Genomic DNA, 20618 nt, shown 5'->3' with positions numbered 1-20618 from the left:
CACACTAGACTGAAGCGGTGGAAATTGAGGATGACAGCCGTGCAACCAGTTACACAACGCTCGCTGAAGGTCCGGATTTCCGACACGAACTGGAGATCCGGCGTTCACGCTTCATCACCGTCCTCCGCCGCTCGCCGGAGGAAGATACTGCACGCTCACTGGTGGCTGCGCTGCGACGCGAGTTCCATGACGCACGGCATCACTGTTCGGCTTTCGTTGTGGGTCCGGACAGGATGATTCAACGTTCCAGTGACGACGGCGAACCGTCAGGCACGGCGGGTATCCCCATGCTGGAGGCACTGCTCAAGCGTGAGACAGCACCCGGGGTGACGGATCTCAGTGACGTGAGTGCCGTCGTCGTCCGCTATTTCGGTGGAATCCTCCTGGGCGCCGGTGGACTGGTCCGCGCCTATTCCGAATCGGTATCTGCCGCTTTGGAACTGGCACCCCTGGTGCAGCGTCGGCGGCTGCGGCTTTGCGACATCGAGGTGCCGCACGCGGATGCCGGACGGTTGGAGAACGAACTCCGCGGATCCGGCTTTGTCATGGCGAACACCAGTTATGAAGCCAGGCACACAGTCCTCCGGGTCGCGCTGGCGGACAACAGCGACGCCATCGCGGACGCGCATTCCCGTGTAGCGGCCCTCACTGCTGGCACGGGCAGACTGAGTCCGCAGGGAACGGAGTGGATCGATGTGCCCTGAATCAACGGTGGAACCCCAGGTGGCACTGGCCCACGTTGACGAGGAAATGCTCAAGGAATTGCTTTCCGTTGCGCTGTCGCATGCCAGCGCCGATGAGGTCAGGGCGCACCTGGCGCTCTGATAGCCCGTCTCTGGTCACACAGCTTAAGCAGAAGGACCCCTGCCGCATGGCAGGGGTCCTTCTTTGGCTATTCAGCGCATCCCGTGAGGGGGTGGCGGAATTAGTTGCCGGTCAGCTTCTCGCGCAGTGCTGCGAGAGCTTCGTCGGACGCCAGGGTGCCGGCGTTGGACTCAGCAGCAGCCGGCTCCGAGGAGTAGCTGGTTGTGCCGGAATCGCTCTCACCGGACGTTGCAGCGGCAGCGTCGTCAGCAGCGTGCTGTGCAACCTGCTTCTTGTGGGCTTCCCAACGGGTCTGGGCGTCAGCGTACTGCTGCTCCCAAGCGGCGCGCTGGGTCTCGTAGCCTTCGAGCCATTCGTTCGACTCGGGGTCGAAGCCCTCGGGGTACTTGTAGTTGCCCTCTTCGTCGTACTCAGCGGCCATACCGTACAGAGCGGGATCGAACTCGGTGCTGTCAGCGTCAACGCCCTCGTTAGCCTGCTTGAGGGAGAGGGAGATGCGACGACGCTCGAGGTCGATGTCGATGACCTTGACGAACAGTTCGTCGCCAACGGAGACAACCTGCTCGGCGAGTTCAACGTGGCGGACAGCCAGCTCGGAGATGTGAACGAGGCCTTCGATGCCGTCTTCGACGCGAACGAACGCACCGAACGGAACCAGCTTGGTGACCTTACCCGGAACAACCTGGCCGAGGGCGTGGGTGCGGGCGAAGGTCTGCCACGGGTCTTCCTGCGTAGCCTTGAGCGACAGGGAGACACGCTCGCGGTCCAGATCCACTTCGAGGACCTCGACGGTGACTTCCTGGCCAACCTCGACAACCTCGGACGGGTGGTCGATGTGCTTCCAGGACAGCTCGGAAACGTGAACGAGGCCGTCTACGCCGCCAAGGTCCACGAATGCACCGAAGTTGACGATGGAGGAAACGACGCCGGGACGAACCTGGCCCTTTTCCAGCTTGTTGAGGAACGTGGAGCGGACCTCGGACTGGGTCTGCTCGAGCCATGCACGGCGGGACAGCACAACGTTGTTGCGGTTCTTGTCCAGCTCGATGATCTTGGCTTCGATCTGCTGACCGATGTACGGAGCGAGGTCGCGGACACGACGCATCTCGACGAGGGATGCGGGCAGGAAGCCGCGCAGGCCGATGTCCAGGATGAGGCCACCCTTGACAACCTCGATGACGGTACCGGTAACGACGCCGTCTTCTTCCTTGACCTTCTCGATGTCGCCCCAGGCGCGCTCGTACTGAGCACGCTTCTTGGAGAGGATCAGACGGCCTTCTTTGTCTTCCTTGGTGAGAACCAAAGCTTCGACCTGATCGCCAACGGCAACAACATCGCCGGGGTCAACGTCGTGCTTGATGGAAAGCTCGCGGGAAGGGATGACACCTTCGGTCTTGTAACCGATGTCGAGCAGGACTTCGTCGCGGTCGACCTTGACGACGGTACCTTCGACGAGGTCACCGTCGTTGAAGTACTTGATGGTGGCGTCGACAGCTGCGAGGAAGTCCTCAGCGGTACCGATGTCGTTAATGGCGACTACGGGGGTACCGGGCTTCTCGGTGGAGGTGATGGTCATGTAGTAGGGGCTCCGTTGTGGATAGTGTGTCGGTCAGGCAAACCGCTGCCGCCCGGGTCCGGACGGCAGAACACGGCAAAATACCGGGTCATCCTGATTTGTGGATTAATACAAAATGGACGCATGCACGTAGTACACGCCCGTTTATTCTAGTCGTATCTGCAAAGCAGGGTCAAAAGGACCCCGGCAGGACCAGAGAAGGCCTTCACACAGGCAGGACGTCTCCGAGCCGCGCGAACGTAACCCCGCGGTCCAGCAAGCGAGGCAAAGCCCTCGCATAACCCTCTGCGGTTCCCGCGCCCGGCCTGTTGAAGTGCGAGATGACGATGTCTCCCGCCGCTGCCTTGGCCAGTTCTCCGGCGACGGTAGCCGGAGCAAAGGTGGCCCCGCCGTCGCCGTTTACCGTGAAGTTGACCGGCAGCATCCCGAGCCTGCGGGTCATGCTTGCAGCGACTTCGTCGTAGAACGCCGTTCCTGGCCGGAAGAAGCGCGGGGAAACACTGGTCAACTCGTGCATGAGGGCTTGGTTGCCCATCAATTCCTCGTACACTGCCGCGGGGTTTGCCGTTCCGGCAATGCCGTAGGCGGACTTGCCATTCACTGACAAGGGCAGGTGAAGCGTGCCATGGTTCGCGAGCTCGAACAGGGGGTCGGAGGCCAGTTCCGCGGCAAGTGACCTGTTCGCCGTAATCCAACGGCTGTTGATGAATAGTGTGGCCGGGACGTTGAGGCTGCGAAGGGACTTCAGCAGTTTGTGGTCACAGCCGGTTCCGCCGGGACCGCCGCAGGCATCGAACGTGAGGGCCACATGCCGGGAGGCAGAATTGTTCACCACACCCGTAACGTGAAGGCCCCACTCCTGCGGCCGCAAGGGTCCAAATTCTGCCAGGATCTGCGGCTTGCCCGGGATTGCGGCTGGCGATGCGGAAGCGCTCGACGGCGGCACTGGAGTCTGGTCGCCTGTGTCGCCGTTTCCTCCCTCACCGCTGCCGGGTTTGGCGGCGAGGGCAGCAGTAGCCTGCTCGCTGGACAGCGCGGCGATGGAGGGCGGTGGCGTCGCAGGGCCGGCCCCGAGCCCGTTTGGTGGAGTAACAGGGGCCGTCTGCCTTGGTGCAGCGGCGTCCGGGAGCGCCCTCCCGTTGTCCGCGCAAGCCGCCAGGGCTGTAGTTGCCAGCCCCGCCATCCCAAGCAGCACTGAACGCCGGCCGGCCAACGGCCGCCGCTTGGAATCCCCCATGGATGTCCTTGTCTATTGAGTATTGGAGTTTATTTGTGAAGGTGCTGCTTGCAGGAGCTTTTTCTAGAAGTGGGTGAGACAGTGTGCCGGCCGTTCCACAGCGAAAAGCTGCTGGGCTGCGAACGCGGCACCTGGCTTGCATTCACTCATCCGCCCGGCAGCAGTGAGCGTCACTGGGGACACAGCACCAAGATAGATGGACGCGAGATCGGCGGCATCCATGCACAGATCGGGTTCCTGGCCGGATGCCTCGGTGACGGCCGCGGTAGCACCGCCGTCGGACTCCAACGCCCACGTGCCACCAGCCATACCAAGCGTATCCGAGACTTCCATGACGAGCTTTCCGGCAACCGGGTACCGGCGGGCGGACAGCGCTGCCGGAACGTCCAGGATCCGTAGCCACAACATGTCCCGCACGTCCGAGGAGTCTATGCACCTGGGATCTTCCAGGGCCCACGTCAACGGATCATCCACGGGCGCCTCGGACCAGGTCACCTGGTCAATGAGATCAATGCTCCCAAGGAAGCGCCAGAGATCGAGATAAGCCGCATTGGTACCAGCAACGAGGTCCACAATTTCCATGGTGTAGGGCCTGGCATCCCAGCCCTTGAAACGATAGGAAACGTAGCCGTCCGGGGTCCCGGAGGCGTTGTAGTGCAGGGCGCTTCTGACAGCAGTGTCCGGCTTCCCGTCATGACCGATCGCTCCGGAAGCCAGCAAGCGATAGTACTCCTGACGGTCCACTGAGCCAGGAGTCGCCCGCTGGACGTGGCCGAAGACCTGCGGCGCAACGTCCAGGAGCACGGCAGGATCCGCCACCTCTACCGTTCCCGTCGCCGGCCCCTTGAGACGGAAACGAGGACCCGTATCGACCTTGATGCTGCGTTCAAATGTAGCCACGCCAAAACCGAAGCGGCCGTAGATGGAACCCTCTGAGGCGGTCAGCGCTGCCATGGCGAGATCATCGTCCTTTGCGCCCGCAAGGTCAGCGGTGATCATGCCCCGGAGCAGCCCTTTGCGCCGGTGCGTTCCACGGACGGTCACGTTGGTCACCAGGTTTGATTCAAGTTGTCTGCCAAACCCGATGTTCAGGGATTTTCGCATCGTGCCGTACGTTGCCACCGGGACCTCCGCACCCAGAGCGTGCTCGGGAACGTCACCGTTGATGTACACCCCGGTCAATTCGCGGTGGTCCGCGCGGTAAGCCCCCAGGGTCCTGGCGATGTAGTCGTCGTCGCGCCTGTGCTGGTGGAAGCCGTGCGAGACCGCCTGGACCCATGCGGCACAGCGGGAGTAGGCAGGGTCCTCACGATCAGCTACTGCAGGGAATTGTTGAACCCTGTATTTATCGGCATATTTCTCGGGGGAGTTCGTTTCGGAATAACTTTCATTGGGATCAGCCACGCCCCGAGCCTAGCCAGACGCCGGAGGGCGCGCCACCATCGAGGCGGCGCGCCCTCCGGCGAAACTTCGGAACTTACGGCGGCTAGTGGCCGGCCTCGTACCAACTGGAACCTACGCCGAGCTGAACGTCCAACGGGACTGACAGCTCAGCAGCAGACCCCATTTGCTCCACTACCAGTTTTTCGACCGCGTCGCGCTCTCCCGGTGCCACCTCGAGGACGAGTTCATCATGGACCTGGAGAAGCATCCGCGATTTCAAGCCCTGGCTTGCAAGTTCGGCCGACACGCCCAGCATTGCGCGCTTGATGAGGTCGGCGGCGGAACCCTGGATGGGCGAGTTCAGGGCAATGCGCTCGGCTGCTTCACGGGCCTGGCGATTGGTGCTGGTGAGGTCAGGGAGGTAACGGCGGCGACCTTCAATGGTGGCTGTGTAACCGTCCACCCTCGCCTGGTCCACAACGCCCCTGAGGTAGTCACGCACACCGCCGAAACGATCGAAGTAGTCCTTCATCAGGGTCCTGGCCTCGTCCACGGAAATCTCCAGCTGCTTTGAGAGGCCAAACGAGGTCAGCCCGTAAGCGAGGCCATAGGACATGGCCTTCACCTTGGAACGCATCGCGCTTGTGACTTCGGCAGGAGGGACGTTAAAGATCCGCGAGCCCACGAAACGGTGCAGGTCCTCGCCGTCCCTGTATGCCTGGATCAGTGCCTCGTCACCGGAGAGGTGGGCCATGATGCGCATTTCGATCTGTGAGTAGTCAGCGGACAGCAGGCATTCATACCCTTCGCTGACCACGAAGATCCCACGGACCCGGCGTCCTTCCTCGCTGCGCACCGGGATGTTCTGCAGGTTGGGGTTGTTCGAGGAGATCCGGCCCGTAGCAGCAATGTTCTGAGCGTAGGTGGTGTGAATACGTCCATCCTCCGCCACGGATTTCTTGAGGGTTTCCACCATCTGGGCGAGCTTTGAGGATTCGCGGTGTGCCATGAGCTGCACCAGGAATTCGTGGCCGGTCTTTTCCAGCAAGCCCTTCAGGGATGCGGCGTCGGTGGTGTAGCCGGATTTGATCTTCTTGGTCTTGGGAAGCCCAAGTTCCTCGAAGAGGACAGTCTGGAGCTGCTTGGGTGATCCCAGGTTTACCTCATGCCCGATTGCCGCAAACGCCTGTTCCTGGGCGTTCTCGATCACCTTGGTAAGGTCCGCAAGCTGTTCGTCCATGCGGTCCGTGGAGACGTAGATACCGGTCAGTTCCATCTGCGCCAGGACGCGGGACACCGGAAGCTCCAGCGTGGTCAGCAGGGCGTCGGCCTTGATACCGGCAAGTTCCGTTTCGAAGTGCTTGCTGAGGGCATGCACGACGGCGGCCTGCTGGACGAGCGCTGCGGCCGCGGCTTGGTCGCTGCCTCCCGTGAGGTCCAGCTCCAACTGCCCGGCGGATGCGGTCACAACGCCCAAGGAGATCTTGAGGTGGACTTGGGCGAGCTCCGGGAGGTCGTAGCTGCGGCGGTCCGGCTGGATCAGGTATCCGGAAATCGACGTGTCATCCACAACGCCTTCCAGGCCCAGGCCTCGGTTGTGCAGTGCCTTGAGTGCAGCTTTGAACTCATGTACTACTTTGGCTTCTTCGGGGTCCCGCAGCCAACGCGCCAGCACTGATTCGGCTGCTGAATCCAACTCCGTGAGGTCGATAAAGGCAGCGCCATTGTTCCGGACCACAGCCAACGCGCTGGCATCCTCGCCTATACGGCCCTGGACCGGCTGGATGGCTATCGCGGCACGTGTGCCGGAACCGGCACTGAAGAAGGCCTCCAGCTCAGCGGCGTCCTTGATGGTGGCAAACTCGGGGGCTTCGATGGTGTCCGGGGCAGCACCGGTGGTGTCGTCGCCGTAGAGATCGAACAACCGGGCGCGCAGGGTACGGAATTCCAGCTCCTCAAACAGTTCCTCGATGGCCTGCCGGTCGGGGCGCGGCTCGTGGAGGTCCTCCAGCCTGACGGGCAGTTCGAGGTCTGTCAGGAGCTGGTTCAGCCTCCGGTTCCGTTTGACGTTCTCAAGGTTCTCCTTGAGGGCTCCGCCCACCTTGCCACCGATGGCGTCCAGGTTCTCCAGGATGCCCTCCAGGCCACCGTAGAGGTTGATCCACTTGGCGGCAGTCTTTGGCCCCACGCCCGGTACGCCCGGAAGGTTGTCCGCGGATTCGCCCACCAAGGCCGCGAGGTCCGAATACAGGGCGGGCTTGACGAAGTACTTCTCTTCAATGGCGGCGGCATCCAGCTTGGGGATGTTGCTCACGCCCTGTTTGGGATAGAGCACAAACACATTGTCATTGATGAGCTGGAAGGAGTCCCTATCCCCCGAGACCAGGAGGACCTCAAAGCCGGCGGCGTCCGCCTGGGCAGCAAGGGTGGCCAGGATGTCATCAGCCTCGTAACCGGGCAGCGCAATGGTCTTGATACCCCATGCCTCCATGACCCTCGCGATCAGCGCGATCTGGCCTTGGAACTCCGTGGGCGTCGCGTTGCGGCCACCCTTGTACTCGCTGTACTCGGCCTTGCGGAACGTGGTGTCGTCAGAGACATCAAACGCGACGGCGACGTGCGTGGGCTTCTGGTCCTTGATCAGGTTGATCAGCATGGAGGTGAACCCGTGCACGGCGTTGGTGTACTGGCCTCTGGCAGTAGAGAAGTTTTCAGCAGGAAGGGCGTAGAAGGCCCGGAATGCCATGGAATGGCCATCCAGGACCAGCAACCTGGGCCGGCCCTCCCCCGTGGTGCTGGATGAAGCGGTGGAAGACGGGGTGGGTGCTGTTGCAATGGCAGCAGCTTGGGCCGTTGGAACCTGGTCCGGTTTGGTTGTTTCACTCACAGGTGCCAGCCTAGTTGGCATGATGGACAATTTCACGCCGAACCGGTTTGTCGACGAACTCAACGAGGCAGGTGTGCCCGAAGAGTTCCATGATTGGCTTTCCGGGCACGGCGTTGGCTCCCTTGTGGTGAAAATGGGTATTCGGTTTACCGAACTCAGTGCCGAACGAACTGTGGCAACCATGCCAGTGGAAGGGAACACGCAAGTAGCCGGCATCCTTCACGGCGGAGCCCACGTGGTCCTCGCCGAAACCCTGGGTTCATTTGCTGCCTCGCTTCACGCCGGCAGGGGTCGGCACGCCGTGGGAATCGAAGTCGGAGCGACGCATCACCGCTCGATTGCCAGCGGAACGGTAACCGGCACGTGTACCGCCATCCACCTGGGCGGGACCTTGGCCACCCACGAGATCGTTATCACCGATGAAAAAGGCCGGAGGCTTTCAACTGCCCGGATTACCAACATGATCCGGACCAACCGCCACTGATCAACCAGCTACGGCCAAAACAGTTACTGCGGCGGCATGCGGTAATGCAGTTCAGCCGCGGCCCCGCCAAGGATGCGCGAGGAGAGCAACTCAAGTGGCGCCGTCGGGCCCTTGAGCGGCAGCAGCCGCTTACCGGCGCCCAGTACAACGGGGATGATGGTGACGATCATCTCGTGGAGCAAGCCGGCGTTGGCGAACTGGGCCACGAGGTCCCCGCCGCCCACCAGCCAGACGTTCTTGTCTCCGGCGTCGGCGAGGAGATCCGGTGCGAACTCGCTCACGTCCCCACGGACGAACGTGACGTTGGAACCGGCCGGAGCTGAATATTCATGATGCGTGAACACCCAACAGGGGGTGTCCGGGTACGGCCACTTGCCGGGCTCGTGCTCCATGAGCCAACGGTAGGTCTCGCCGCCCATCGCGATACAACCCACACCTGCGAAGAAGGACTCATAGCTGCCGCTCACGCCTTCAACCTGGTCGAATTGCAGGAGCCAGCCGAGATCGTCATCCTCAGAAGCAATGAAACCGTCAACGGTGGACGCCACGTAGTACTGGAAGATCGACATGGCCCCAGACTAGTCAGTTGGCGCTGGCGTTCCCATACTCCACACGGACACTGCCATCATCGCGGAGTACCACCACCCGGCCCTGGGCAAGCGTCCATCCATCGTTGAGCAGGAAGATCCTTCCTCCGCTGACCACCAGCAGCCGCAGGCCCGTATACCGGTACAGCGGCTCAGCGTCTGTACCAGCGGAGTCCTCATGGACGTTGGGCGCTGTCACGGCCAACCGCTCCTTGCTGTACACCACGGCTGTTGGCAGCAGGCTGGATCTTTCCTGGTAATCGATGGCCGCGCCCCGCCCAAGGGCTTGCGCGTAATCGGAGGTTCCCCAGAACAGCAGCAGGGTGACCAGGACGAACACAAGGGATCTTTCGAGCGAGCGCGGACTGGTGGCGCGGAGTACTCGTTGGGCGGGATCAGTGGCCCGGCGACGCACACTCAGCCCCCATGCCCCCACCAGCAGGCCGGCGGCGATGAGGAAGGGTGCGTAGAGCAGGATCCGTCCCGGCTGGGTCACGATCGCCACCCACATCACCGCCGCGTAGGCGAAGCCAAGAACCAGCACCACCAGGGCGGCCCTTCGCAGGAGCGTCCGGTAGCGTGCGGCGCCCAGGAGCCGGGAAACGAGCCGGTCCACCATGAGCCACAACAACCCGATCACCACTAGCCAGGCCAACGGCTGAAAGAGCGACTGGATACTCCGCAGGATAAAGTCCTGCACGGTATAACCAAACAGGCTGACGTCCAGGCCCATGGCCTTCGCCTGGGCATCCGTCCGCGCCCAGCCGAAGTAGACCAACAACGCCGTGGCCACGGTCAGGGGCGGACCAATAACGGAGAGGACGTCCAGGGTCCGCTGCCAGCGGCTGTTGACCAGGCTCCGCTCATCGGCTATTTGTGACGCATCGGATTCTCGTGACGCAGCGGGTTCCTGGGCGACGCTCATGGAGCTGCCGTGGGGGACGCGCCACCAGAAGGAATGGCCGGCGGGGCGCTCTGCGTGGGTTCAGCGCTTGGCCGGGTTCCAGGGGTTTTGGGCGTTCCACCCGGGCCCGTGCTGGTCGGCGTGGAATCTTCATAGAAGAAGGTCACTGTTCCGCTGATGTCCACGGTGTCCGTAATGGAGATGCGGACGGAGTCGCGGCCGTCGGACGGCGGCATCCTCAGGTATAGCGTTTCGTAATCCCCTCCTCCGGCAACTATTTCGGGGGCTGCCGGGACGCCGTCGAACAGGATGTCCGCAACCCTGACGTAATAGCCATCCAGCCTGACGACAGTTCCGCCTGATCGGGGGCCGGAGGCACGTGCTGTGCCGGCCACTGGCCTCAGGTCGTTGTCTACCACCGTGAGGCCGCTCAAGTGCCGAGGGCAAGCTTCACCCGGGGCGGTCTCGGGCTTTAGTGGCACTCCCGGGTTGCTGCGGTGTTGGGCGATCGCAGAGGCTGACGTTGCGGCCACCGTGAACTCAAGACACTGGGTCTGCGGTATGCGCGGTGTTGCTGCAACGGCGTTCGAAGCCCGCTGCCAGTCCTGCTGGGTACCACTTTGCAGTGCCTTGCAGACAGCCGCGCCCGCCAGCCAGACCGCAGCGTCTTCCGCGCCTTCCAGGCTTTGGGCCAGGGCATCGCATTGGAATTGCTGCAGCAGAAGATAGCGTTGACCCGATGTGGGATCGTTGGGGCCTACCGGTCCAATGGGCACCCAGCGCAGCACCGGCGCTTCTGCTTGTGGAGCTCCGGGCCCCGCCGGACCTGCGGGCTGCCCTGCGGTGGGATCGACGGCGGTGGGAACCGCTGGTGATGTTGCGGTGGTGACGGACGGAGCCGGATTGGGAGAAGGACTACCTTGTGGGGCGGTGTTGGGAACGCAGGCAGAAAGTGCCAGCACCAGGACCGGAACCAGCGCCAGTCCGATGAGATGGCTTCGGGAATGGCACTTCATGACAGCCCCACATCTGCCGGATCACGACCACGCAATGATGTAACTTCACTGCTGATTATTCTCCCGAACGGACTTTGCTGCCAGAGAGGCGTTACTTTCCGAAGTAGGGCACGATTAAGTAGATGCCGAACAGCACAGCGAGCCCGCAGACGGCAAAGCATACGGCCGCCAGGGAGCGAACCAGTCCGGGCGACTTCTGCTGGGCGTCACCGGCAATTGCGGTGAGGCGTACTCCCAGGGAGTAAAGGACCACCAGGGTCACAGCAGCAACGAGCGTGACGCCGGCAACCTGAAGCAATTCCAGCCACTTCATCGCTGCACATCCTTGTTGTTGACGGACTTTCGGGATTTCTTTTTCTTGCTGAACTTGACCGCGTGGCCGGCCTCTTCGACTTCCACTGCATTGTGGTGGCCGACATGCGATTTACGCGATGCAACAAACATGAAGACGACGGCGGAGCTACCGACAACCGCGGCGATGACCACACCCACGACGCCGATGTTCACCAGGAGCGCGGTAAGTGCGCCCACGATGGCCGACGCCGGCAGGGTAAACAGCCAACCCAAAGCGATCTTGCCGGCAGTGCCCCAGCGCACGGAGGTGCCCTTTCGGCCCAGGCCGGAGCCAATGACCGAGCCGGAGGCGACCTGCGTGGTGGAGAGCGCGAAGCCCAGATGGGAAGAAGCCAGGATGGCTGAGGCAGTGCTGGTCTCGGCCGAGAAGCCCTGCGCAGGCTTTACTTCGGTCAGGCCCGATCCCATGGTGCGGATGATGCGCCATCCGCCGGCATAAGTGCCGATGGCGATGGCCAAAGCACAAGCGGCCACAACCCAGAACTGTGGACCGGATCCCGGCGCCTGCGTACCTGCGGCGATGAGGACCAGGGTGATGATGCCCATGGTCTTCTGGGCATCGTTGGTGCCGTGCGCGAGGGCCACGAGGCTGGACGTGAAGATCTGGCCGGTCCGGAAACCACCGCGCTTCTGCGTGAGCTTGTCGCCCGTTTCGGGGTCATGCCGGGAAGTCAGCGCGTAGGCCAGGCGTGTGCAAAGGTATGCCACCGCGCCGGCGATGAGTGGTGCAAAGACAGCCGGCAGGATCACCTTCTGCAGCACAGTTTCAAAGTTGATGGAGTGCACTCCGATACCTACTACGGCGGCGCCGATGAGGCCGCCGAACAGTGCGTGGGAGGAACTGGAAGGCAGGCCCTTGAGCCAGGTGACCATGTTCCAGAGGATTGCACCCATCAGGCCGGCAAAGATGATGTCCGGCGTGATGTGGATACCGTCCGAGCCTTCCCGGATGAGTCCGCCGGAAATGGTTTTTGCCACTTCAGTTGATAGGAACGCCCCAACAAGGTTGAGCACGGCAGCCAGGGCAACCGCCGTCTTGGGTTTGATCGCCCCCGTAGCGATAGGCGTGGCCATCGCATTGGCTGTGTCGTGAAAGCCGTTGGTGAAGTCAAAGAATAGGGCCAACGCTATGACAAGCGCGACCATGAAGGTGATTTCCACCTGTTGCCCAATCTGCAGAGTCGACGTTCAGGAGTTTCACTTCCCCATACCTGCCATGCACAGCATAGTTCAGCCATTGTTCAACTGACTGGACTTGCCGCACTCTATCCGGCGGGCTTGAAACCTTAAGAATCCTACGTGCCAACCACCGAGCCGACAAACATGCACCAGCGCTTCGGTCAACCGAGGAAGGTCCGGACCGCGGCAAGATCGCTGCGGGAGAGTCCCTTGCGCGGATCCGGTGAGATGCAAAGCACACGGTCCTGGTGGTATTCGGCCCAGGAACGGGCGTCTGACTCCTGGCCAAGTTGGTCGTCCAGCCACACGAAGCGCTCAGCTCCCATCGCTGCCAGGTCCTTCTGAAGCGCCCCGAGTTTCCACCATTCCGGGCTTTGGTCCCACCCTTGGCTGGAAAGCACAGGCCAATCCTCGCCCTTCAGTCCAATGGCAGGACAGAGGAACTCCGGGGCAAGGCGCTCCCACGTGGTGAGCCATACAAAGCGGGCGGAGGGATGAGCCGCGAGCTCGTTGAGTTCGGCCACTGCCTCTGGCGCGAACGCGACGTCAAGGATTCCGGCGTCGGCGATTTTCCATTCACCACCCCAATCAGTGACGCCTTGGGGACCGAACGGGTTCACCACGCCGTCGACGTCCAAATAGATGGAAACCGGCATGTTGGAGGCCATGGCCGTCCTCCCTTCCCCCAGGTTCCGGTGTATCAAGCCCAGCGTACGGTACTGCGGAGAACTTCAGGGGAAGAAAATGCTGCCAAAATCATTCTCTTGACGTTCGTCATGGAAATGATAATCTCGAAGGTATGGAAAAGCCCCCAGTCCATTCCCCCCAAAGTGTCCGCCACATAGAAGATTCAGTGCGCACCGATTTCCGGCATGCGATGTCCTATGGCGGTTATCTGGACCTGGACCACCTGCTCAACTCGCAGCATCCGCTCAGCCAGCCGGAGCACCACGACGAACTGCTGTTCATCATCCAGCACCAAACCAGTGAGCTTTGGCTCAAGCTGGTCCTTCATGAGCTCCTGGAAGCCCGCAGGCTCTTCGACCAGGACAACCTTGGCAAAGCCCTGAAATGCATCGCCCGCGTCAAGGCCATCCAGCGCACCATGACCGAACAGTGGTCGGTCCTGGGTACGCTCACGCCCCGCGAGTATGCACAGTTCCGCGGCTTCCTGGGCAGTTCCTCAGGTTTCCAGTCCTACCAATACCGTGGCGTTGAATTCCTGCTGGGCAACAAGAACCGCGGCATGCTGCGGGTCTTCGAAAGCGACCCCGAGGCACATGCGCTGCTCAGCAGGCTGCTGGAGGAGCCCACGTTGTACGACGCCTTCCTGGCGGTGCTCGCCCGCGCCGGATACGACATTCCAACAGACATCCTTGAGCGTGACACCAGCGAGCCGTGGACCTTCCGCAAGGATCTGGTGCCCGTCTTCCAGAAGATCTACGAATCGGACGATACCCAATGGGGACTGTACGAGGCGTGCGAAGACCTGGTGGACATCGAAGACAACTTCCAGGCCTGGCGTTTCCGCCACCTGCGCACGGTCCAGCGGACCATCGGATTCAAGGTAGGCACCGGCGGTTCCTCAGGTGTGGACTTCCTCAAACGTGCCCTTGACCTCACCTTCTTCCCCGAGCTTTACGCCGTCCGCACTGAGATCGGCAACTAACAAACTTCCGGACACCACCCCCCAGGAGGGAACCATGACTACCGCTCAGCAGACCCAACGGCCAACGTCGGCCGAACTGGACGCCGCAGATCCGCTCGCCGCCCAGCGTGAGGCCTTCTACACGCCCGACGCCGGTCAGCTCACCTCGTATCTGGACGGCAACTCCCTCGGGCGTCCCTTGAAGGCAACTGCTGCCAACCTGCAGTCGTTTGTCCAGGACGCCTGGGGCAGCCGGCTGATCCGCGGCTGGGACGAACAGTGGATGGATGAGCCTACGCGCGTTGGCGACCGCATCGGCGAAGTGGCCCTTGGTGCGGCTCCCGGGCAGGTCACTGTGGGCGACTCCACCTCGGTCATGTTGTACAAGCTGATCCGGGCAGCAGTGGATTCCCAGCCGGGGCGTGACGAGATCATCATTGATCGCGATAACTTCCCCACGGACCGCTTCATCATCGAAGGGATCGCCAAGGAACGCGGGGCAAGCATCAAATGGATCGCATCCAACCCCTCCAGTGGCGTCCGTGCCGCGGACCTCGACGGGCTCCTTGGCGAGCGGACCGCCGTCGTGGTTCTTAGCCATGTGGCTTACCGCTCCGGGTTCCTGGCAGACGCGAAGGCAATCACCGGCAAGGTACATGCTGCAGGTGCCCTTATGCTCTGGGACCTGTGCCATTCCGTAGGTTCCGTGCCGTTGGACCTTGATGCGTGGAACGTTGACCTGGCCGTCGGCTGCACCTACAAGTACCTCAACGGTGGTCCTGGCTCCCCCGCGTTCGCATATGTCAACGCCTCACGGCAAGACGTGCTCCAGCAGCCAATTTGGGGCTGGATGGGCGCGGACAATCCGTTCGGCATGACGGATTCGTACCGTCCCGCAGAGGGAATCCGCCGGTTCATCACGGGTACTCCTCCGGTTCTTGCCATGCAGCCGATCAAGGACATGGTGGAGCTGATCGCCTCTGTGGGCATGGATTCGGTGCGGGAGAAGTCGGTTAAGCTCACGGAGTATGCGATTGCCCTGGCAGATGAGCTCCTGGTGCCACTTGGAGTGGAAGTCGTGAGCCCCCGCGACGCTGCCGAGCGTGGCTCCCACATCACGGTGGACCACCCGCTCTTTGCCGACGTCACAGCCAGGCTGTGGGAGAAGGGCGTCATCCCGGACTTCCGTCCCCCGCATGGCCTGCGCATCGGCCTGTCTCCCTTGAGCACGAGCTACGCCGAGGTTGAGCTGGGAGTGACCGCTATCCGCGACGCCCTCGCCGAACTGCTGTGAGTGCCGTTCTTGACGACATGGACTCCCGTCCCGGGAGTACCACATCGTTGCTGCGAACAGTCATCGGCCTGTACTTGCGGGAAGCCGGCGGATGGATGTCGGCTAAGGACATGGTCGTCCTCATGGAGGCCCTGGGCACGTCCGGCACAGTGACCCGGACGGCCCTGGGCCGCCTGCGGAAAAAGGACGTTGTCCTTCAGGAGACGCGCGACGGTATCCCCGGGTTCACCCTGACCGAGGGAGCCGCCACCATGCTGGCCCGCGGCGACCGCAGGATTTACAACCCCATCAGCATGTCACCGTCCGATCCGTGGTGCCTCGTCTCCTTTTCGATTCCGGAGACGGAGCGGGAGAAGCGCCACCAGTTACGGCGCAGGCTCCACTGGATTGGGTGTGGCACTGTGGCCGCCGGCCTGTGGATCTGCCCGGATACCCTTCGCGGCGAGGTGGAGGAAATCCTCGCCGACCTCGAACTCCGAGGGATGGCCACCCTCTTCGTCACGCAAACCCCCTTGGTGGGCGGCACCCTCCAGGACGCTGCGTCCGCTTGGTGGGATTTGGATTCGGTGGCAGGGCTGCACAAGGATTTCATCCGCCAGCACGGCGCCGCAGTGCCTGGGCAGGACGGCGCGGGCGTTGAGGCGACAGCACAGGCGTTCGCCATTTTTGTCCAGTGCATCGATCGCTGGCGGATCATCCCGTACCTGGACCCGGGGTTGCCTGCTACGTTCCTGCCCAAAGACTGGCCCGGGGCTGAAGGGACAGCGTTGTTCAAGCGGATCATGGACGCGTACGCACAACCCAGTGCCGAGTTCGTGCGCCGCACCCTTGGGAGCGAGTTGGCGGTCGTTGCTCGCTGAGCGGTTTGCCAGCAGCTGTTTTCAGATGGTGCTCGCTGAAGCGGCGCTCTTGACCCGCGAGACGAACCGGAATCGATCGCCGCGAAACGTGCTGCGCGTCCATTCGACAGGAACCCCGGCAGCATCCCGTGCCAGGCGGTGGACCACCAGCAACGGCGCCCCCATTTCGATGCCGAGCAGCCGGACGTCCTCCGGCCCAGCCAGTGCTGTCTCCACGGTGTCCTCGACGTCGGAGATGTGGATGCCGTATATGTCGGCCAGGGCTGCATAGAGCGAACCGGCCTTCTCGAGGTTTGCCTTGAAGCGCGGCAGCTTGCCCGGGAGGTAGGCGATCTCGTGCGCCAGCGGTTCGCCGTCGATCAACCGGATTCGCTCAAGCCGGGTGACAGCAGCGCCGTCGTCGAGCCCTAAATGCGCCGCGACGTCGATGTCTGCCTTTGCCACTGCCAGAGAGAGGAGCTGCGAATCAGGCCGTAGGCCTTGGTTCCTCGCGTCGTCTGAGAAGGACGTGAGCTGCCGCACGTGGGTGATCTTTGGCGGTGCGACAAAGGTGCCATGCCCTTGGATGCGGCCCAGTTTCCCTTCTGCAACCAGCTCGCTGATGGCTTGCCGCACGGTGGTGCGGGACGTCTTGTACTTCTCTGCCAGCGCCCGCTCCGTGGGAATGAGCGTGCCCGGCTGCTCTCCGGCGATCGAGGCAAGCAGCTCGGTCTTGAGGACGTAGTACTTGGGCATCGCCGGCGCGGCATCGGTGGACATATTGGACATCCTACTTGTAGACAACGCCATTGGTCTATGCCAATCTTGTGCAGGTTGGTCTAAACCAATTTCGGAAAAACTCCGCAAAACCCCTACTTTTCCACAGATCCAAGGGACAAAGATGTCGATCCTGCAAGACCTACGGCAAACACCCAAGCTCGGGCTCCTGGTGGGCGGCGCCGCCGCCACCATAGGTGTGATTTACGGCTACGACATGTCCAACATTGCCGGCGCCCTGCTGTTCATCACCAAGCAATTCAGCCTCACCACATCCCAGCAGGAGCTGGTGACCACCGCAGTGGTTGCCGGGGAAGTCCTTGGGGCGTTGGTGGGTGGCTGGCTATCCAATCGCGTGGGCAGGAAAGCCTGCATGGTGGGCCTCGCGATCGGCTACGCCCTCTTCGCCGTGCTCAGCGCAATGTCCAGCGATGTGCCGACGCTGCTCACCGCCCGCCTCCTGTTGGGCCTCACCATCGGTGTCTCCGTGGTGGTGGTTCCCGTATTCGTTGCCGAGTCGGCGCCGGCGAAGGTCCGCGGCGCCCTCTTGGTGGCGTACCAAGTGGCGACCGTCTTCGGCATCATCGTCGGCTACCTGGCCGCCTACGCCCTTGCCGGCACGGGCTCCTGGCGGTGGATGCTTGGCCTTGCTGCGATCCCCGCAGTCATTGTCCTCGCCATAGTGATCAAGCTGCCGGATACTGCCCGGTGGTACATGATGCGAGGCAGGACTGCTGATGCCAGGCGAACTCTGTCCGCCATTGAGCCCCACGCGGACGTGGAAGCAGAATTGGCCGAGATGCAGCGGGGCATCAGCGAAGAACGCGGCGGCGGCCTGCGCGAGATGCTGCGCGTTCCTTACCTTCGGGCCACCGTGTTTGTGGTTGGCTTGGGCTTCTTCATCCAAATCACCGGCATCAATGCCGTGGTCTACTACAGCCCAAGGATCTTCGAAGCCATGGGCTTCAGCGGCAACGCGGCGCTCCTGCTGCTTCCCGCGGCAGTGCAGGTGGCCTCGCTCGTCGCTGTTTTCGTGTCCCTGTCCTTGGTGGACCGGCTGGGACGCCGCCCGGTGCTGTTGACCGGCATCGGGATGATGGTGGTGGCCAATGTCCTGTTGGTAGGTGTCTTCATGGCCGGCCAGGACTTCGGCGGGCTGCTCACTGTCCTCGGCTTCCTTGGCGTCCTTCTTTTCACGGTTGGCTTCACGTTCGGGTTCGGTGCACTGGTGTGGGTGTACGCCGGCGAGAGTTTCCCTTCCCGGCTCCGCTCACTCGGAGCTAGCGCCATGCTGACCTCCGATCTGGTGGCCAATGTCCTGGTGGCAGCGTTCTTCCTGACCATGCTTCAGCGCTTGGGTGGTGCAGGTACCTTCGCAGTGTTCGGTGTTCTGGCTATCCTCGGCTTTATGTTTGTCCGCAAGTTCGCTCCCGAGACGAAGGGCCGCCCGTTGGATGAAATACAGCAGTACTGGGAAAACGATGGGAAGTGGCCGGAGCCTGACGCGGCCGGACACATCCCCGCACAGGAAAACACCGAACCGGCGGTTGTCCGGTGACGCCGACGGTGTTGGGCCTTCACATTGGAGGTTCCAAGACACATGCTGTCCGTTCGGACCTGGGCTCGGACCTGGGCTCGGACCCGGGCCGAGGCCAGGGCCCGGAGACGAGCAGCGAGGCACCTCTGGAGATCACCGAGGCGAGCGCCAACCTGTCCTCAGTGGGTCATCAGGGAGCAGATGCCGTGCTGCGGCGGATCGCGGCCGCCGTCGGTGCTGGTGTTGAGGCGGTTTGCGCCGGTGCTGCAGGGGCGGATACTCCTGCCAGCAGGGCAGTCCTGAGTGCTTTGCTTACCGGGTATTTTCCCGGCGCCAGGATTGAGGTGGTCCATGACACCCGCATCGTCCTCGCCGCAGCAGACCTCGACGCCGGAGCGGTCCTTGTCGCAGGCACCGGCTCGGTAGCTTGGGGCCGGAACCGGGAAGGGCGCGAAGCGCGCAGCGGCGGCTACGGCTACTTGCTCGGGGATGAAGGCGGAGGGTACTCCGTGGTCCGTGACGCCGTCCGGGAGGCCCTGCGCGAGTACTATGCGGGACTGGTACCCGGCACTATGGTCAGCGCCCTTTTGGCTGCCACGGCGAGCGCGGACGCGCTGCAGCTTATGGATCTCTTCTATGCCAAGCCAGAGCCGGACCATTGGGCGGGCCTTGCCCCGCTGGTCCTGGATCTTGCGGTTGAAGGTGATCCTGCTGCGTTGCGGATTCAAGCGGAAGCCGCGCATTCCCTGGCCACGTTGGCCCGGCAAGTGCTGGGCGAGCTCGGATTGGATCTGCCGTTGGTGATGGCTGGCGGGCTTCTGGTCAATCAACAGCAGTTGGCGGGCGCTGTTGCCCGCAAAGTTGCCTTGGAGGATCCGTCGCTGATCAGGATCCAGAGCCAAGCGCCGGTGCACGGAGCCGTAAAGCTCGCGCGGCAGCTGATCCAGCCCTGACTTCCAGAGATTTTGCCCCTTCGAACAACAGACAGGAACCATGATCATCACTCCTACCTCCCCAGACGTCTCGCACCATACTCCCGGCGTCAAGATGACCAACGAGATCGGCGAGCAGCCCCAGGTTCTTGCCGGACTCCTGGACTCGGGCCGCCACCAGTTCCTGGCCATGGCGGACATCATCAAGAAGGCATCCCCACGGTTTGTCCTGCTCGCCGCCCGCGGCACGAGTGACCATGCGGCGTTGTACGCGAAGTACCTCATTGAAATCAGGTTGGGGCTGCCTGTTGGCCTCGCGTCGCCGTCGACCCTTACTGCCTATGGCGCCACGCCCCAACTGGAGGGCGTGCTGTGGTTGGCGGTTAGCCAGTCCGGCGGCTCGCCGGACCTGGTGGAGTCGACGGCGGCGGCGCGTCGTCTGGGCGCTCTCACTGTTGCGGTGACCAACTCGCCGGAATCCCCGCTGGCTGGGGCCGCGGAGCATCACCTGGATATTGGGGCGGGCAGCGAAACTGCGGTTGCCGCTACCAAGAGCTACACGGCGCAGCTTCTGGCCCTGTGGTTGTTGGTTGATGCGTGGCGTGGTGGAACGTCCGCCGGCGCGGCGGGCCTTCCGGAGTGGGCCGCTTCCGTCCTTGCGGACGACGCCGTGCTGGAGGTCGCTGGTGGTTACCGCTTTGCCGATCGCATTATCACCACGGGTCGTGGCTATTCCTACCCCACGGCGAGGGAGGGTGCCTTGAAGCTCATGGAAACCTCCTACCTTCCTGCCCAGGCATTCTCTGGTGCGGACCTCCTGCACGGGCCGTTCGCGATGATCGACTCCCAGCACCCTGTGATTGCCGTTGTGCCGGAGGGAATCGGAGGTAAGGCCATGCGCCCTGTCCTGGAGAGGCTCGCAGGCCGCGCAGCGCACGTGTGCGTGGTGGGCGATCCCTCTGCCGCCCTTCCAGGTAGTTTGGTCCTTCCATTGCCTGCGGGCGTGCCCGAGGAACTGTCTCCTATCCTGCAGATCCTGCCCCTCCAGCGATTGGCGTTGCAGTTGTCGGTGGAGCGCGGCAATGATCCGGATGCGCCGCGCGGCCTGCTGAAGGTCACCGAAACCTGGTAGGCGCAGCAACCTGGTGCGGACCCGTGC

Annotated in this window: 20 protein-coding genes; 9 read left to right on the top strand and 11 right to left on the bottom strand. The window is 62.7% G+C overall.

Translation table 11 applies throughout. The features are described from left to right. Positions 1–17 precede the first annotated feature (17 nt). On the top strand, positions 18–704 hold the full coding sequence (locus AC1DD7_RS14850; RefSeq protein WP_477515594.1) for an IMPACT family protein: 687 nt from the start codon (positions 18–20) through the stop codon (positions 702–704). After that, positions 694–825, top strand: coding sequence for a hypothetical protein (locus AC1DD7_RS14845; RefSeq protein ID WP_477515593.1), 132 nt, complete (start codon positions 694–696; stop codon positions 823–825). The genes AC1DD7_RS14850 and AC1DD7_RS14845 overlap by 11 nt, the downstream gene beginning before the upstream one ends. Before the next feature lie 100 nt (positions 826–925). Here AC1DD7_RS14845 and rpsA read toward each other — a convergent pair whose 3' ends face one another. From rpsA to polA, 4 genes are all read right to left on the bottom strand, one after another. Next, complete coding sequence (gene rpsA, locus AC1DD7_RS14840; protein WP_011774756.1) at positions 926–2401, bottom strand: 30S ribosomal protein S1; 1476 nt, start codon at positions 2399–2401, stop codon at positions 926–928. 205 nt (positions 2402–2606) lie between these two features. After that, on the bottom strand, positions 2607–3638 hold the full coding sequence (locus AC1DD7_RS14835) for a polysaccharide deacetylase family protein (protein WP_477515592.1): 1032 nt from the start codon (positions 3636–3638) through the stop codon (positions 2607–2609). 63 nt (positions 3639–3701) lie between these two features. Beyond that, positions 3702–5042 carry a GNAT family N-acetyltransferase gene (locus tag AC1DD7_RS14830; RefSeq protein WP_477515591.1) on the bottom strand — a complete coding sequence of 447 codons (1341 nt, stop codon included), beginning with the start codon at positions 5040–5042 and terminating at the stop codon, positions 3702–3704. An 82-nt stretch (positions 5043–5124) separates the two neighbouring features. Continuing rightward, positions 5125–7767, bottom strand: coding sequence for a DNA polymerase I (gene polA, locus AC1DD7_RS14825; protein WP_477515758.1), 2643 nt, complete (start codon positions 7765–7767; stop codon positions 5125–5127). A gap of 160 nt (positions 7768–7927) precedes the next feature. On the opposite strand from polA, the gene AC1DD7_RS14820 reads away from it, so the two are divergent. Beyond that, positions 7928–8392, top strand: coding sequence for a hotdog fold thioesterase (locus tag AC1DD7_RS14820; RefSeq protein ID WP_477515590.1), 465 nt, complete (start codon positions 7928–7930; stop codon positions 8390–8392). A 23-nt stretch (positions 8393–8415) separates the two neighbouring features. Here AC1DD7_RS14820 and AC1DD7_RS14815 read toward each other — a convergent pair whose 3' ends face one another. The 6 genes from AC1DD7_RS14815 to AC1DD7_RS14790 all read right to left on the bottom strand — a co-directional run bounded on the left by AC1DD7_RS14815 (position 8416) and on the right by AC1DD7_RS14790 (position 13100). Further along, positions 8416–8961: a dihydrofolate reductase family protein gene (locus AC1DD7_RS14815; RefSeq protein ID WP_477515589.1), complete on the bottom strand. Its 546-nt coding sequence runs from the start codon at positions 8959–8961 to the stop codon at positions 8416–8418. A 13-nt stretch (positions 8962–8974) separates the two neighbouring features. Continuing rightward, the gene (locus AC1DD7_RS14810; RefSeq protein ID WP_477515588.1) at positions 8975–9904 is read right to left on the bottom strand and encodes a hypothetical protein; all 930 of its coding nucleotides are present in this window, start codon (positions 9902–9904) and stop codon (positions 8975–8977) included. Further along, a complete protein-coding gene (locus AC1DD7_RS14805; protein ID WP_477515587.1) occupies positions 9901–10899 on the bottom strand; it encodes a hypothetical protein in 999 nt (332 codons plus the stop codon). The genes AC1DD7_RS14810 and AC1DD7_RS14805 overlap by 4 nt, the downstream gene beginning before the upstream one ends. Positions 10900–10990: 91 nt before the next feature. Further along, positions 10991–11212 (bottom strand): hypothetical protein, encoded by a 222-nt coding sequence (locus AC1DD7_RS14800; protein ID WP_431115180.1) that lies wholly within the window; start codon positions 11210–11212, stop codon positions 10991–10993. After that, a complete protein-coding gene (locus tag AC1DD7_RS14795; RefSeq protein ID WP_431115179.1) occupies positions 11209–12414 on the bottom strand; it encodes an inorganic phosphate transporter in 1206 nt (401 codons plus the stop codon). Before AC1DD7_RS14795 ends, AC1DD7_RS14800 begins: the two co-directional genes overlap by 4 nt. 179 nt (positions 12415–12593) lie before the next feature. Next, the gene (locus AC1DD7_RS14790; protein WP_431115178.1) at positions 12594–13100 is read right to left on the bottom strand and encodes an HAD domain-containing protein; all 507 of its coding nucleotides are present in this window, start codon (positions 13098–13100) and stop codon (positions 12594–12596) included. A 131-nt stretch (positions 13101–13231) separates the two neighbouring features. Here AC1DD7_RS14790 and kynA point away from each other — a divergent pair, with 131 nt between their 5' ends. The 3 genes from kynA to AC1DD7_RS14775 are packed head-to-tail and all read left to right on the top strand — an operon-like array spanning position 13232 to position 16234. After that, complete coding sequence (kynA, locus tag AC1DD7_RS14785) at positions 13232–14101, top strand: tryptophan 2,3-dioxygenase (RefSeq protein ID WP_477515586.1); 870 nt, start codon at positions 13232–13234, stop codon at positions 14099–14101. A gap of 34 nt (positions 14102–14135) precedes the next feature. Then, complete coding sequence (locus tag AC1DD7_RS14780) at positions 14136–15374, top strand: kynureninase (RefSeq protein WP_477515585.1); 1239 nt, start codon at positions 14136–14138, stop codon at positions 15372–15374. Continuing rightward, entirely contained in the window at positions 15371–16234 is an 864-nt protein-coding gene (locus tag AC1DD7_RS14775; RefSeq protein ID WP_477515584.1) for a PaaX family transcriptional regulator, read from the top strand. Before AC1DD7_RS14780 ends, AC1DD7_RS14775 begins: the two co-directional genes overlap by 4 nt. 21 nt (positions 16235–16255) lie before the next feature. Here AC1DD7_RS14775 and AC1DD7_RS14770 read toward each other — a convergent pair whose 3' ends face one another. Then, on the bottom strand, positions 16256–17002 hold the full coding sequence (locus tag AC1DD7_RS14770) for a GntR family transcriptional regulator (protein WP_477515583.1): 747 nt from the start codon (positions 17000–17002) through the stop codon (positions 16256–16258). 112 nt (positions 17003–17114) lie between these two features. Between AC1DD7_RS14770 and AC1DD7_RS14765 the strand changes: the two genes are divergently transcribed. From AC1DD7_RS14765 to AC1DD7_RS14755, 3 genes are read left to right on the top strand one after another with little or no spacing between them, the layout of a single operon-like run. Then, on the top strand, positions 17115–18548 hold the full coding sequence (locus tag AC1DD7_RS14765) for a sugar porter family MFS transporter (protein ID WP_477515582.1): 1434 nt from the start codon (positions 17115–17117) through the stop codon (positions 18546–18548). Further along, on the top strand, positions 18545–19480 hold the full coding sequence (locus AC1DD7_RS14760; RefSeq protein WP_477515581.1) for an N-acetylglucosamine kinase: 936 nt from the start codon (positions 18545–18547) through the stop codon (positions 19478–19480). The genes AC1DD7_RS14765 and AC1DD7_RS14760 overlap by 4 nt, the downstream gene beginning before the upstream one ends. Before the next feature lie 40 nt (positions 19481–19520). Then, positions 19521–20591 carry an SIS domain-containing protein gene (locus AC1DD7_RS14755; RefSeq protein WP_477515580.1) on the top strand — a complete coding sequence of 357 codons (1071 nt, stop codon included), beginning with the start codon at positions 19521–19523 and terminating at the stop codon, positions 20589–20591. Positions 20592–20618: the final 27 nt, after the last annotated feature.

The organism is Paenarthrobacter sp. 10L412, assembly GCF_056395565.1.
This window is presented reverse-complemented; position numbering and strand designations above follow the sequence as displayed.